Origin of the sequence: Rathayibacter sp. AY1A3 (assembly GCF_002930975.1) — a bacterium.
GTDB lineage: Bacteria > Actinomycetota > Actinomycetes > Actinomycetales > Microbacteriaceae > Rathayibacter.
In genome coordinates this window covers 1-14,118 of sequence record NZ_PSTO01000058.1, presented here as the reverse complement: position 1 = coordinate 14,118, position 14,118 = coordinate 1, and the positions used below count along the sequence as shown (strand labels likewise).

Genomic DNA, 14,118 nt, shown 5'->3' with positions numbered 1-14,118 from the left:
GCACCGCCCGCCCCCTCCTCCACCACTCCGCTCCGACGCCAGAAGGACTCCCTGACGTGATCGACATCCTCCCGCGACGACTCCTCGTCGGCGCGCTCTTCTCGGTCGCCCTGGTGATCGTCCTCGGGATGGGGTACATCTTCTCGACCCGGGAGCCGGCCACCGGCCTCCTGGTGGTCGCCGCCGGAGTCGGCGGCATCGTCGGCGCCTACGTTCTGCTGCGGGTCCCCGCGCACTGGCTGCCGGCGATGGCGCTCGCGTTCTTCGCGCTCGTCCCGACGCCGCTCACCCCCTCGACCCTGACGTTCCGCATGACGCTCTGGGCGGTCATCCTCGTGATCTGGGCGATCCGGCGCGGGCTCGCTCCCGAGCTGTGGCGCGCCCCCGTCAAGGCGTGGACCCGCGAGCTCGTGCTCTCCCCGTGGCGGGCCGTGGTGATCCTCGCGTTCATCGCCCTCATGCTCTGGTCGGCCGTGGCGACGGTGCGCGGCTCCTTCGCGAGCGAGGGCGTCTCGTGGCTGTTCAGCTTCGCGATCTGCGTGGGCGTGCCGATGCTCGTCTTCGACGCCCAGCGCGAGGCCGTGCTGCTGCGCAAGACGTGGGTGATCCTCTCCGGGCTGCTCGCCCTCTACGCCGCCCTCGAGCTGGTCGCGCAGAGCTCCCCGATCCTCGGTGCCGTCTACGGCGCCCTCGGCTACGAGCAGGACCAGCACTGGTCGCTCTACCGCGCCGAGATCACCTTCGGACACCCGCTGCTCGCCGGCACCTTCCTCACCGTGGGCGCCGGGCTCGCCTTCGGCTCCTGGCTCCAGGGCTCCCGCAAGTCGGACCTGCTGCTGGGCATCCTGGCCTCGGGCGGTGTCGTCGCGACCGTCTCGCGCGGACCGATGGCGGCCATCGCCGTCGCGGTCGTCGTCGCGCTCGTCGCCGTCGGCTTCCTCAACCCGGACCGCTCGCTGCTCCGGCCCGGCTCGATCCTGATCGCCGGCCTCATCGCGGGCGTCGGAGTCCTGAACTTCGAGCCCGTCACCGCCCGCAACAACAACCTCGACGCCTCCATCTCGGCCGGCGCCCGCGACCTCGCGGTGACCGTGTCGCTGAAGGCGGCCGAGCTCACGCACTGGCTCGGCTCCGGAGCGGCGACGTCCGGCATCAGCGGCAGGCGGTTCTCGGACGTGGTCATCGAGAACTCGTTCCTGCAGCTGCTGATCAGCGTCGGCATCCCCGGCCTGCTGTTCTTCGTGATCATGGTGGCCGCGATGTTCGGCGCCACGCTCAGCCGTCGCGACGTCGGCCCCGCGGCCGGCCTGCTCGGCTTCATGGTCTGCCTCGCCGGCTACAACGCCATCGACGCGGTCCGCCCCAGCCACCTGCTCCTGGGCTTCCTCGTCATCATCTGCCTGAACCCGGTGCACGTCCCCGACTTCTCGAAGGGCATCCGGATGCGCCAGCCTCTCGGGGCGCGGATCTTCGACGCGCCGATGGCCGTCGGGATGCGGGGCGACCGGTGAGCCGCCGCTCCCGCAGGAACGACTCGTCGCCGGCCGCGCTCGTCGTCCAGCAGTCGCTCGCGCCCCCGGACTCGACCACGCAGTACGTCGACTCGATCGTCGACGGCCTCGCCCCCGGCGTCGAGCTGCTGTTCTTCTCCTGGCGCAGCGCCCTGCTCGCCGACTACGACGTGCTGCACGTGCACTGGCCCGAGCTGATGATCCGCGGCCGCAGCCCGCTGCACCGCTTCCTCCGCCGCCGCGCCCTCGACGTGCTGCTGGTGCGCCTCGCGCTCCAGCGCATCCCGCTCGTGCGCACGGTGCACAACCTGCACCCGCACGAGCTCGGTCCCGCCGCCGAGCGCCGCTCGCTGGCCCGGATCGACCGCGCGACCGACCTGTTCGTCCGCCTGAACCCCACGACCGTCACTCCCGGCCGGGCGCCCGCCGTCACCGTGCTGCACGGGCACTACCGCGACCAGTTCGCCCAGCACCCGCTGCCCGAGCGCGAGCACGGCCGCGTCCTCTACTTCGGCATCATCCGCCCGTACAAGGGCGTCGTCGAGCTGATGGACGTGTTCCGCGGCGTGGAGGACGACTCCCTCTCCCTGCACGTGGTCGGCAGCCCCAGCACGGGCCAGCGCGAGCTGGTCGAGGAGCGGGCCGCCCGCGACACCCGGGTGCGCACCACGCTCCGCCGGGTCGACGACGCCGAGATGGTCGACGAGATCGGCCGGGCCGAGCTGATCGTCCTGCCCTACCGCGAGATGCACAACTCCGGCTCGATCCTGGTCGCCCTCTCGCTCGGCCGGCCGATCCTGGTGCCGCGCACGCCCACCAACACGGCCCTGGCCGAGGAGGTCGGAAGCGACTGGGTGATCGAGTACGACGGCGATCTCACGCCCGAGCTGATCACCTCCGCCCTCGAGCGCACGCGCACCCGTCCGCCGGAGGGGCTCCCCGCTCTCTCCGGTCGCGACTGGGACGTGCTCGGACTCCAGCTCAAGAAGGCCTACGAGGGCGCGATCGCCACCAAGAAGGGCTCGACCCGATGACCGGGACCACGCAGAAGCCGTCTCCGAGCCTCGGCCGCTCCGCGAGCCGCGGCGCCGCCGTCACGATCGGCGGGCAGGCGATCCGCATCGCCGTCCAGCTGGGCAGCATCGTCGTCCTCGCGCGCCTGCTCGCGCCGGCCGACTACGGCCTGCTCGCGATGGTCACGGCGATCATCGGCATCGGCGAGATCTTCCGCGACTTCGGCCTCTCCTCCGCCGCCATCCAGGCGAAGGAGATCACGCCGGGCCAGAAGAGCAACCTGTTCTGGATGAACGCGGGCATCGGCCTCACCCTCACCCTGCTGGTCATCGCGGCCTCGTGGCCGATCGCCGCCCTCTACGGCGACGACCGGCTCCAGCTGCTGACCGTCGTGCTCTCCTCGACGTTCCTCCTCAACGGGATCTCGACGCAGTTCCGCGCCGACCTCGCCCGGCACCTCCGCTTCGTGAAGCTCACCCTGGTCGACATCGTCGGCCAGGTGCTGGGCCTCGTGGTCGGCGTGCTGATGGCGCTCGGCGGCGCCGGCTACTGGGCGCTGGCCGCGAGCCAGGTCGTGCAGCCGCTCATCGGCGTGCTGATGCTGGTCTTCATCACGGGCTGGCGTCCCGGCCGCTACCGCCGCGGCGAGGCGATGGGCCATTTCCTCCGCTACGGAGGCGGCGTCTTCGCGACCCAGGCGCTGACCTACGCGAGCAAGAACGTCGACTCCGTCATCATCGGCGCGCGCTTCGGCCCGGTCGACCTGGGCCTCTACAACCGCGCGTTCCAGCTGATGATGCTGCCGCTGCAGCAGCTGAACGCCCCGGCGCAGCGCGTCGCCCTGCCCGTGCTCTCCAAGCTGCAGGACGAGCGCGAGCGGTTCCGCACGTTCATCCTCTTCGGCCAGTCGGCGATGCTGACGGTGATGGGCCTCGTGCTCGCCGTCCTCGGCTCCCAGTCCGACTCGGTCATCCGGATCCTGCTGGGGGAGCGCTGGCTCGCCTCGGTCCCGATCTTCCAGATCCTGCTCGTGGCCGGGTTCTTCCAGGCCACGGCGTACTGCTCCTGGTGGGTGTTCCTCTCCAAGGGCCTCGTGCGCCAGAGCGTCTGGTACAGCCTGGCGACCCGCCCGCTGATGGTCGTCCTGATCCTGCTCGGCTCCAACTGGGGAGTGACGGGCGTCGCGGTCGCGTACGCCGGCTCGCTCGCCCTCACCTGGCCGATCGCGCTGATCTGGATCGGCCGCACCTCCGACGCCCCCGCCCGCGAGATGTTCACCAACGGCCTCCGCAGCGGCATCGCGTTCGGATCGATCACGGTCGGCTCCTTCTTCTCCACCGTCTGGATCGCCGCCGACCAGCCCGTCCTCCGCCTCCTCGTGGGCGGTGCCGCCGTCCTGGTCGGGGTCGGGCTCTGGATGCTGATCCTCCCCGCGTTCCGCCGCCAGATCCTCGGCCTCGCCGACCTGCGCCGCCACTTCCGCCGCAGCCGCCCGGCCGCCGCTCCCGCCCCGGCCACGGTCGACGCCACCAGCCCCACCGGTGACAGCGCGCTGGTCGACGGAGCCGTCACGGCCGGCACCCCCGACTCCGAGCGGCCTCCCGCCGCCGTTCCCCCCACCGAAAGAGATCGATGAAACTCAAGCTCGGCGTCGTCAAGTCCTGGAAGAAGGACTTCGTCACGACGACCCGCCTGCCCGCCCGCCGCGACGCGGCGGTGCTCCGCGCCGCCCTCGCGGACCTCCGACCCGAGCCCGAGTCGCACCTCGTGATCGCCGCTCCCGGCAGCGGCAACATCGGCGACCAGGCGATGCTGGAGGCGTTCCTCGAGAACACCACCGGTCCTGTCGTGGTCGTCCAGCGCTACGCCGGCGACGTCGTGATCCCCGAGGAGCAGGCCGACCGGGTCGAGGTCGTCGAGCTCCCGCACCTGGTCTACGGAGTGGGCGACGCGCACGCCGCCGACCTCCGCGCCTACGCCGCGCTGATCCGCCGCGCCCGCTCGGTCTCGGTCGTCGGCGCCGACATGATGGACGGCAAGTACAGCCTCCGCGGCTCGGTCCGCCGCTCCCTGCTCGCGCAGGCGGCCGCCGAGGCAGGGGTTCCCACGCGCATCCTCGGCTTCTCCTGGAACGCGGCGGCCCGCCTCGCCGCCCGCCGCTCCCTGATCGCCGCCTCCCGCGCCGGCGTCGTCCCGATGCTCCGCGATCCGCTCTCGGCGGAGCGCGCCCGGAGCATCGGCGTGCAGCGCGTCGAGGAGGTCACGGACATCGTCTTCTCGGCGCGCACCCGCGACCGCAGCTTCCGCGAGGGGCTGGGACTGCCCGAGGGCGTCCCCTTCGCGCTCGTGAACGCGAGCGCCCTCGTCGCCGGCATGGTCGACCAGGTGCCGGAGTACGAGCGCATCGTCGACCGCCTCCGCGCCGCCGGCGTGCACGTCGTGCTCCTCCCGCACGTCTCCCGCCCCATCGGCGACGACAAGGTGGCCGTCCGCGCGGTCGCCGAGCGCGTGGGATCCGAGGGCGTCACCGTCGTCGACCGCGTGCTCATGCCCGCCGAGATCCGCGGCCTCGCCGAGGACGCCCTGCTGACGGTCACCGGCCGCATGCACCTCGCGATCATGTCGCTCTCGCTCGGCGTCCCCGCGATCACCCTCGCCACCCAGGGCAAGGTCGAGGGCATCATGCGCCTCATCGGCCTGCCGCAGCTGTGCGTCGAGCCGGTCCCCGGCTTCGCCGACCGCGTCCTCCCGGTGATCGACCGCATCCTCGCGGAGCCGGGCGACGGCGGCGTGCGCGCCACCATCGACGCGGCCATGCCCGAGGTGCGCCGCCTCTCGGCGCTCAACACCCGCGGCCTCGGCGCGGAGGTCGTGCGATGAGCGCGGCGCAGGAGAAGGGACCGCGCATGCGGATCATGTTCGTCGTCACGTCGCTGCACGGCGGCGGGGCCGAGTTCGTCGCCCGCACCTGGATGGGCTGGCTCCTCGAGCAGGGCCACCACGTCGACGTCGTCACCACCTCGGTGAAGGGCACCGACGAGTACCTCCCCGAGGGCGCGGTGCTGCACCGCATCGGCGAGGGCAAGGGCCACGTCGGCAAGGCGCGGATGCTCAAGGAGCTGTTCCGCCGCCGCACCCCCGACGTCGCGGTCGCCCTGCAGGGCTACCCGAACATCGTGCTCCTGGCCTCGGCCGAGATGACCGCGAAGGCGGACCGCCCGAAGACCATCGTGAGCGAGCGCAACCTCGTCTCGCTCGGCATCCCGGGCTTCTCGAGGACCCAGAAGGTGCAGCTCGGGCTCGCCAAGACGCTCTACCGCCGCGCCGACCACGTCATCGCGATCTCGCACCCCGTCGCGGGCGAGCTCGTCGCCGGCTTCGGCGTCTCGGGCGAGCGCTGCACCGTCGTGCCGAACCCGGCGACCGCCAAGGTCGACCGCTCCCGCCAGGTCTCGCGCACCCCCGGTACTGCGGCGGGCCTGCAGATCGTGCTGCCCTGCCGCCTCGTCGTCCAGAAGCGCCCCGAGCTCGCGATCCTCGCGGCCGAGGAGCTGGAGCGCCGCGGCATCCCCGCGAAGGTCGTCTCCTTCGGCGGCGGCCCGCTGCTCGGCAGCATGAAGGCGGAGGCGACCGCGCGCGGCGTGGACTTCCAGGACATGGGCTGGGTCGAGGACTGGTTCCACCACTTCGACGAGAACGCCGTCGTGCTGCTCCCGTCGCTGCGCGAGGGCTTCGGCAACGTGCTGGTCGAGGCGGCCGCCGCCGGCGTCCCCTCGGTCGCCGTGTCCGGGGCGCTCGGAGTCGCGGACGCGATCGTCCCCGGCCTGACCGGCGAGCTCGCGCTCACCCCCTCCGCCTCCGACCTCGCCGACGCGCTGATCCGCGCGAGCGAGCTCGAGATCACCGGCATCGACCGCTGGCTCGACCGCTTCTCGCTGGAGTCCAGCGGCCGCGACCTCGAGACGGTGCTCCGCCGGGTCGTGGGGCAGAAGTGACCCTCGTCTCGGTGGTGGTCCCGGCGCACCAGGAGGAGGCGCACCTCGCCTCCGCCCTGGAGCGCCTGCTGCGGCAGACCCACGCCGAGCTCGAGATCCTCGTGGTCGACGACGCCTCGACCGACGGGACCGAGGCGATCGGCCGCGCGTTCGCCGAGGAGCACGAGCGGATCCGCTACCTCCGCCAGGACGAGAACCAGGGCGTCGCGGCCGCTCGCGAGCGCGCTGTCGGCGAGGCCGCCGGCGAATGGGTCTGGCTGGTCGACGCCGACGACGAGTGGCCGGAGACCGCGGTCGAGGCCATGCTCACCGCGGGGGAGGCGGGCCGCGCCGACGTGGTGGTCGCCCAGGCGGTCACGGTCGACGCCACCGGATCCACGCCCGTCGGCTCCCTGCGCGGCCCGCTCGCGCTCTCGGGCCGGGGCGCCTTCACCGCGCTCCTGGTCGGGGAGCTGACCGGGCACCTCTGGAACAAGCTGTTCCGCCGCGAGCTGTTCGACGGCATCGAGTTCACGCGGATCCGCCAGCACTCGGACCAGGCGCAGGTCGCGCAGCTGCTCGCCGCGGCCGACGAGGTCGTCGTCGTCCCCGACTCCGTCTACGAGTACCGCCTCCGCTCGGGCTCGATCATCCGCTCGGGCGCGAAGCGCGCCGACTCGCTCGCCGGGCTCGCCGCCGTGATCGAGCGGACGGCCCGCGGGCTCGACCCGCGCCTCCTCGACTCGCAGGACTACTCCTACTACCGCGCGCGCTTCTCCCTGCTCTCCCGCTTCAAGGACGCCACCTCGGGCGCGCACAGCCCCGAGGAGGCCGACCGGCTCTGGCGGGCCGCGCACGACGAGGCGGGGCTCCGGCACCTGGTCGCGCTCGTGCGTCGGCGCGACCTCAAGCGCTCCGTCCTCTTCGGGCTCGCCGCCGCGGCGCCCGCGCTCTACCGTGCGGCGATGAGCGCCGGGAACGGACGCCGGTGACCGTCGTCTCCATGGTGAGCGGAGAGGCCGGAGTGCGCTTTCCGGCAATCGAGTCCTCGTCACTATTCCGTCGAATGTGCGGCGCGGACGATACACCCTTAGTCTTGATCCTCGGTCGCATTCTGCGACCGAGCCTGCGTCCTTCTCTGAGCCTTGTTCACCTCGGATGGAATTCACGAGCGGTACGACCGGGCACAAGGGGGAGAGAATGAAGCTGCTGAAGCCTGCGGGCGGGGCCCGACGCGAATGGGTGGATTTCGCCAAGGGTGCCGCCATCCTGATGGTCGTGTACTACCACACGTCGTTGTACCTCGGTGACATCGGGGTCGAGAACACTCTCGGCCGCATCAAGGTCGTGTTCGAGCTGTTCCCGATGCCCCTCTTCTTCCTGGTGTCCGGTCTCTTCGGCTCGCGCATCCGCACCTGGAGCTTCGGCGACCTCTGGCGCCGCAGGCTGTACCCGCTGCTCTGGCTCTACGTGGTCTGGTCCGTGATCCGCATGGCCTTCTACCTGGTCGTGCCGCTCGCGAACGGCGGACTCGGCGAGCTCCCCGCGACCGACCCGCTCAACCTGCTCCTGCTGTTCTTCTGGCCCAGCAGCAGCTACTGGTTCATCTACGGCCTCGTCCTCTTCACGCTCGGCGCGTGGCTCCTGCGCAAGGTCGACCACCGCGTGCAGGTCGCCCTCGCCGCGGTGATGGGGACGATGTTCACCACCGGTCTCCTCAACACGACCAACGTGGGCTGGAACCGCATCGGCGCCCTGTTCGTCTTCTTCCTGGTGGGCACGCTCTACTCGAAGAGGATCATCGACTTCGTCGAGCAGAAGGGGAGCCGCGCGTTCCTCTACGTCACTCCGGTCTTCGTCGTGCTGAGCGCGGTGCTCTTCCTCTTCCCGATCCGCTGGGTGCCGTTCCTCGCCCTCGCCGGCCAGATGGCCGCCGTCGCGATGGGCATCCTCGTGTCGCGGGCCCTTTCCCGAGTGCGATTCCTGAACTTCTTCACGATCTGCGGCGAGCGCAGCCTGCACATCTACCTGCTGCACCTCTACTTCATCGTGATCGCCATCACGATTCTGCGCGTGATCCTCCCCGAGGACCGCTCCGAGATCGGCGGCTTCGAGGTGCCGCTGCTGCTGGTCGTGATGGTGCTCGCGGTCGTCCTCTCGCTCTTCGTGACCCGCTACCTCTCGAAGGTCAAGTGGATCTACGTCCCCCCGGCCGCCCTCGGCGGCCCCGGCAAGCGGCGCAAGCCCGTGCCCGTCCCTGCGCGCGGCCCCGGAGTCGTCTCCGATCCCGTCGCGGTCCCGGCCGATGAGCCCGGCACCTCCCCCAGTTACGAGAAGAAGAGAGCGGAGTCCCACGAGTGAAGACGACACGAGCACGCAGAGCCGGAGTCCTGGCGGCCGTCGTGGCCGTCGCCCTCGGGCTGGCCGGCTGCTCCTCGCAGCCCGAGCCCGTCCGCACGCCCGACGGCTTCACGACGGAGAAGGCGATCGAGTACCGCTCGGTCGACGGCGTCTCGCTGAAGGCCGACGCCTGCCTCCCCACCGCGGGCGGCACCGACCGCCCCGCGCTGCTGATGCTGCACGGCGGAGGGTTCGTCGACGGCGCCCGCGACGAGGGCGGGATGACCGAGCTCTGCGAGTACTACGCCGAGCGCGGCTTCGTCTCGGTCTCCGTCGACTACCGCCTCCTCCAGGACAGCCGGTACCCCGGCCAGATCGAGGACGCGCAGGCCGCCGTGGAGTGGCTGCGCGAGCCCGCGCAGGTCACGCGCTTCGGCCTCGACCCCGCCCGCATCGGCGTGATGGGCAGCTCCGCCGGAGCGATCATCGGAGCGACCATGGGCACGCTCGGCGAGGGCTCCCTCACCGAGGGCTCGCGGGTCAAGACGGTCGTCGCCTTCTCGGCGGTCGCCGACATGACCGAGACCGGGATGTCGCTGGGCACGCCGGTGCCCGAGGCGAAGGAGCAGATCCTCTCCTACCTGGACTGCGACGAGATCGACTCGACGACCTGCCCGCAGAGCATCCCCGCGTCGCCGATCACCTCGGTCGACTCCACGGACGCCCCGCAGATCTGGCTGACCTCCGAGGACGAGCTCGTCCCGGTCGAGCAGGCCGACGCGATGCAGGTCGCCCTGCAGGACGCCGGAGTGGCGTCCGAGGTCGGCGTGGACGGCTCCGGCCACCACGGGCTCCAGAACAACACCCCGAACAACAAGAAGGCGATCCTCGCCTTCCTGCAGGCCCACCTCTGATCCACCGCTCCCGCGCGAAACCTCGCGGCCGGGTCCGCGCAACGCGGACGACACATCACGACGCTACAGTCAGACCCCCTGCACTCCGGTGCAGTCGACGAAAGGGACACCACACACCATGACCTTGAACGGACTGTTCGCCGGCATCGGCCGGAGGTGGGTCTACATCGTCGCCTTCGCTCTGCTCGGCGCCGTGGCGGCCCTGGTACTCAACGCCGTCCTCCTCCCGCAGTACAAGGCGGACGCACGCGTGTACGTCGCGGTCTCCTCGTCCGGGGTCCTCTCGACCGCGGACCGGGTCGCGGCCAACAGCGCCGCCTCCCAGGCCACGGTCACCTCCGTCGCCCTCGGCACCTCGGACACCGTCCTGCAGGGCGTCATCGACGGCCTCGGCATCGACGAGCCCATCGAGGACTTCGCCAAGCGCGTGACCGTCCTCGCCGAACCGGAGTCCGTGGTCATCACGATCTCGGCCACCGACCCCTCGCCCGAGCAGGCCGCGGTCATCGCCAACGCGGTCGCCGCCCAGCTCGACGCGGCCGTGAAGGGCGCCGATCCGGCGACCACCACGAACGGCGTCGCCGTCCCGCAGATCCAGCTCCAGGTGCTCAGCCAGGCGCTCCCGCCGGAGCTGCCGGTCACCGGTGGCATCCTCGTCCTGCTCGCGCTCGGCATCCTCGGCGGCGCCGTGGTCGGCGTGGGAGTGGCGATCGTGATGACCGCCCTCGACCGCCGCCTCCGCAGCGGCGACGACGTCCGCTCCGCGATCGACCGGCCGCTGCTGGGCATCGTCCCGGTCAAGGCCACCAAGCTCGACGAGATGCTGAACTCGACCGAGATCCCGGCCCGCTACTCGGCCGTCGCGTTCGAGCTCTCCGCCATCGCGCGCACCCGCTCGTACTCCTCCTTCGCGATCGCCCCGGCGTCCGAGAAGACCCCGCACACCGCCAGCGCGGTGCTGCTCGCCAAGGCGCTGGCCGTGCTCGGCTCGTCCGTCGTGATCGTGGACGGCACCGCCGAGGGCTCGGCTCTCGCTTCCGCCTCGGGCGGACGCCCGGGCCTGCGCGAGGTGCTCGCCGGAGCCGCCTCGCTCGACGACGCGATCATCAAGCGCTCGACCGACCGCGTCGACCTGCTCCCCGCGGGCGGCGCCCAGGCCGGCACGCCGATGCCGACCGACGCCCTCCGCGCGCTGGTCGAGGAGCTCGAGAAGGTCTACGACATCGTCCTGATCGTCACCGGCACCCTCGGCGCGACCGAGCAGTCGCCGACCTTCCGCGGCGTGGCCGACGGCGCCGTCCTCGTCCTGATCGAGGGCAAGGTCGACTCGCCCCAGGCCGCCGCCGACGTCCACTGGATCGAGACCGCCGGCACCCCCGTGGTCGGCGCGGTCGTCCTGGCCCGCCACAAGCTGCAGAAGGCCCCCGCGATCGTCTGATCGCGTCCTCGCACGCTGCGGAGAGCGCACCCCGGCCCCGGCCGCGGTGCGCTCTTCCGCGTCCGGGGACTGCGCCGCTTGTCCGGGGCGGGCCCGTGCGGGCTCTGCGAGGCCTGGCCGGTCCGTCCGCCCTCCCAGTCTCTCCGGCGCCCACCGCGGCCGGACCAGGCCCTTCTCCGTCCCCCGCGAGCGCGCTCACCCCGCGAGTCCGCACGAGTCGCGGCAGTTGCACGCGAGCACGCCGACTTCCGCGGACTCGAGAGGAGGCGGCGTCCCCGTGCTGGGGCCGCGGGCTCTCCGGGGCGGGCCCGTGCGGGCTCTCCGGGGCCCGGCCGGCCCCTCCGGACCTCCGGCCTCTCCAGTGCCCGCCGTGGCCGGACCGAATGCCTCACCGGCTCCCGGGAGCCAGCTGACCCCGCGAGCAGAAGTCGCGGTACTCGCGCGCGACTCCGCCCACTTCTGCGTGCTGGAGAGGCGCGGGCGCGTCAGCCGAGCTCTGATCCCGTCCCCGTCCTCTCGGCCCCCTCCCGCGGCCCACGGGCGCACGAGCGCCCGCCTGCGCCCTCGCGAGTCCGCGGTAGTCGGGCGCGACCCCGGCCGTCCGCGCGTGGTCGGCGGGAGGCGGGCACACGCAGAACCGCCGCCGTCGAGGGGACGACGGCGGCGGTTCTGCGCGCGGGGAGCGGATCAGGTCACGGCGTGCAGGCCACGTTCCCGATCAGGTCCTTCCCGGAGTTGGAGCAGCTCAGCGTGTTTCCGCTGGTGGACCAGTTGGACGGCTGGTGGAGGTAGACCACCGCGTTGCTGGTCTTCAGCGCGAGGTTGCCGCTGATGGTGTTGTCGTTGCCCGAGCCGTCGGCGCGGGTGATCACCTGGTAGCCGTAGGTGGTGGTGCCCGCGGCGGAGTTGCCCGCGGCCAGCCAGCTGTTGCCCGAGACCAGGATCAGCGAGACGACGTCCGAGGCGAGCCGCGATCCGCCGAGGACCGTGTTCCCGATGATGTCGCCGTCGAGGGTGCCCTCCTTGGCCTCGATCGGCTCGGCGCCGGTGTCGCTGATCGTGTTGTCGACGACCGCGATGCGCGCCGTGCGGTCAGGGTTGCAGCTGTTGTACTCGCACCAGTTGCGGTCGGAGGTGCCGACGTAGACGCCCTCGCCGTACTTGGCGGAGACGATGCCGGTGCGGCGGATGGTGCTGCCGACGATCAGGGAGTCGGTGGTCTGGTTGCGGAAGTGGACCGCCTCGTAGCCGATCTCGCTCACCGTCAGGCCGGCCATCTGGACGCCCTTGCTGGCGAGCACCTGGATGCCCTGGAAGGAGCTGCGGACCGAGAAGCCCACGAGGTGCACGTCGCTCACCGTGTTCAGGATGAGCGCGGTGCCGCTCGAGGTGGATCCGGAGGTGAGGACCGCGTTGGGCGAGCCGCAGATCCAGATCGACCCGGGCTGGGCGGCGGTGCCGCGGAGGGCGAACTTGCCGGTGTAGACGCCGTCGGCCAGGCGGATGACGTCGCCGGAGGAGGGGTTGGTCAGGGCCGTGACGAGCTGCGCCGAGGTCGACACCGTCTTGGTGGCGGCGGGGCAGTCGAAGGCCGCGAGCAGCGAGGCGCGGGAGGCGAGGATGTCGGCCGAGGTGGTGGCCGACTCCTTCAGCCGCGAGTCGCGGCCGGCGTCGTCGGTCGCCGTGACGGTGTACGTGTAGGCGCGTCCCGCCTCGGCGGTCTCGTCGCGGTACTGACGCACCGGGTCGGCGACGGTGCCGACGACCGTGTCGCCGGAGCCGTCCTCGTTCGAGCGGTGCACGTCGTACGAGACGACCCGCGAGCTGAAGGGCGCGTCCCAGGCGACGGTGTAGCCGTCGGTCAGGGGGGAGAGCTCCACGGCGTCGGTCGCGAGGCCGTCCTCGGCGAGGACGAACGCGTCGATGATCAGGTTCTTGTCGGTCGACTTGGAGTTCTTCGTCCCCGTGTAGGAGATGGTCACGGTGTGCGTGCCCTCGGCGAGGTCGGTCGTCTCGTAGACCGGCACCTGGTACTGCGCGGTCGAGCTGTAGCGGTCGACCTTGGTGACGGGTCCGCCGTCGACCGAGACCGCGGCGATGCCGGAGGAGGAGGTCTTCCGGCTGATCCAGCGCCACGACGTGCCGACGAAGGTGAACTCCACCGATCCGGCGGAGGTCAGGTACTTCATCCCGCCTCCGCTGTCGCCGCCGGCCATCGATCTCCACGAGCCGGTGTACTGCAGCGCGGGGTCGGTCTCCTGCACGAGGAGGCTGGTCGCTCCGGAGGGGTCGAGCACGGGGCCGTCGTCCTCGCCGCCGCCGGTCTCGTCGGTCGGCTCCTCGGTGGCGGGAGTCGCGCGGGTGATGTCGAACGCGTCGATGACGAGGTTCTTGTCGCTCGCGGAGCTGTTGGCCTTGCCGCTCCACGCGATCTTGACCGTGTGGACGGTGTCGGCGAGGTCCTTCTTCGTGAACACCGGGACCTGGTACGCCGTGGTCTTCGTGTACCGGTCGACCGAGGTGCTCGCGCCGTCGACCGTGACGGTGGCGATGCCGGCGGAGGCGGTGGTGCGGCTGACCCAGCTGAAGCCGGTGCCGCGGAAGCTGAACGAGACGGAGCCGGTGCTGTTGAGGAACTTGATCCCGCCGCCGCTGTCGCCGCCCGTCATCGTGCGCCACGAGCCGCTGTAGGTCAGCGAGGAGTTCGTCTCCTGGATCCGGGTGCTCTGCCCGGCGCCCGGGTCGAGAGTGGCCGCGGAGGCGGCGGGCGCCGTGAGGGGGGCGACCAGGATGCCGAGAGCGGCGATCAGAGCGGTGGTGAGGGAGAGGCGTGCGCGTCGTCGGCGAGGGCGGGTCGGGTCTGGCGTCGTCTGAGGATTCACGATCGGCTCCGGGTCTTCGAGGGGGCGTCGGGGGCGGTTCGAGGG

Annotated in this window: 10 protein-coding genes; 9 read left to right on the top strand and 1 reads right to left on the bottom strand. The window is 71.7% G+C overall.

Annotation, left to right across the window (positions count from 1 at the left end):
* The 9 genes from C5C10_RS16840 to C5C10_RS16800 form a co-directional block, all read left to right on the top strand.
* Nucleotides 1-1,511, top strand: a 1,511-nt coding sequence (locus C5C10_RS16840) for an O-antigen ligase (protein WP_219813282.1), incomplete at its 5' end; no start/stop codon positions are given.
* Nucleotides 1,508-2,545, top strand: a complete 1,038-nt coding sequence (locus tag C5C10_RS16835; protein WP_104249973.1) for a glycosyltransferase — start codon at nt 1,508-1,510, stop codon at nt 2,543-2,545. The genes C5C10_RS16840 and C5C10_RS16835, both read left to right, overlap by 4 nt.
* Complete coding sequence (locus C5C10_RS18395) at nt 2,542-4,161, top strand: lipopolysaccharide biosynthesis protein (RefSeq protein WP_104233542.1); 1,620 nt, start codon at nt 2,542-2,544, stop codon at nt 4,159-4,161. The genes C5C10_RS16835 and C5C10_RS18395 overlap by 4 nt, the downstream gene beginning before the upstream one ends.
* On the top strand, nt 4,158-5,405 hold the full coding sequence (locus C5C10_RS16825) for a polysaccharide pyruvyl transferase family protein (RefSeq protein ID WP_104233543.1): 1,248 nt from the start codon (nt 4,158-4,160) through the stop codon (nt 5,403-5,405). Before C5C10_RS18395 ends, C5C10_RS16825 begins: the two co-directional genes overlap by 4 nt.
* Complete coding sequence (locus tag C5C10_RS16820) at nt 5,402-6,520, top strand: glycosyltransferase (RefSeq protein ID WP_104222481.1); 1,119 nt, start codon at nt 5,402-5,404, stop codon at nt 6,518-6,520. Before C5C10_RS16825 ends, C5C10_RS16820 begins: the two co-directional genes overlap by 4 nt.
* Nucleotides 6,517-7,491: a glycosyltransferase family 2 protein gene (locus tag C5C10_RS16815; protein ID WP_181073503.1), complete on the top strand. Its 975-nt coding sequence runs from the start codon at nt 6,517-6,519 to the stop codon at nt 7,489-7,491. Before C5C10_RS16820 ends, C5C10_RS16815 begins: the two co-directional genes overlap by 4 nt.
* A gap of 208 nt (nt 7,492-7,699) precedes the next feature.
* A complete protein-coding gene (locus C5C10_RS16810) occupies nt 7,700-8,860 on the top strand; it encodes an acyltransferase family protein (RefSeq protein ID WP_181027202.1) in 1,161 nt (386 codons plus the stop codon).
* Complete coding sequence (locus C5C10_RS16805) at nt 8,857-9,753, top strand: alpha/beta hydrolase (protein ID WP_104247646.1); 897 nt, start codon at nt 8,857-8,859, stop codon at nt 9,751-9,753. The genes C5C10_RS16810 and C5C10_RS16805 overlap by 4 nt, the downstream gene beginning before the upstream one ends.
* A gap of 118 nt (nt 9,754-9,871) precedes the next feature.
* Nucleotides 9,872-11,191 carry a Wzz/FepE/Etk N-terminal domain-containing protein gene (locus C5C10_RS16800; protein WP_104226623.1) on the top strand — a complete coding sequence of 440 codons (1,320 nt, stop codon included), beginning with the start codon at nt 9,872-9,874 and terminating at the stop codon, nt 11,189-11,191.
* 692 nt (nt 11,192-11,883) lie between these two features.
* On the opposite strand, the gene C5C10_RS16795 is transcribed toward C5C10_RS16800, so the two are convergent.
* The gene (locus C5C10_RS16795; protein WP_146082191.1) at nt 11,884-14,073 is read right to left on the bottom strand and encodes a hypothetical protein; all 2,190 of its coding nucleotides are present in this window, start codon (nt 14,071-14,073) and stop codon (nt 11,884-11,886) included.
* Nucleotides 14,074-14,118 lie beyond the last annotated feature (45 nt).

Coding starts and splice junctions, on each gene's coding strand:
- C5C10_RS16810 (WP_181027202.1), top strand. CDS start 7,700: ATGAAGCTGCTGAAGCCTGCGGGCGGGGCCCGACGCGAATGGGTGGAT.
- C5C10_RS16800 (WP_104226623.1), top strand. CDS start 9,872: ATGACCTTGAACGGACTGTTCGCCGGCATCGGCCGGAGGTGGGTCTAC.
- C5C10_RS16820 (WP_104222481.1), top strand. CDS start 5,402: ATGAGCGCGGCGCAGGAGAAGGGACCGCGCATGCGGATCATGTTCGTC.
- C5C10_RS18395 (WP_104233542.1), top strand. CDS start 2,542: ATGACCGGGACCACGCAGAAGCCGTCTCCGAGCCTCGGCCGCTCCGCG.
- C5C10_RS16825 (WP_104233543.1), top strand. CDS start 4,158: ATGAAACTCAAGCTCGGCGTCGTCAAGTCCTGGAAGAAGGACTTCGTC.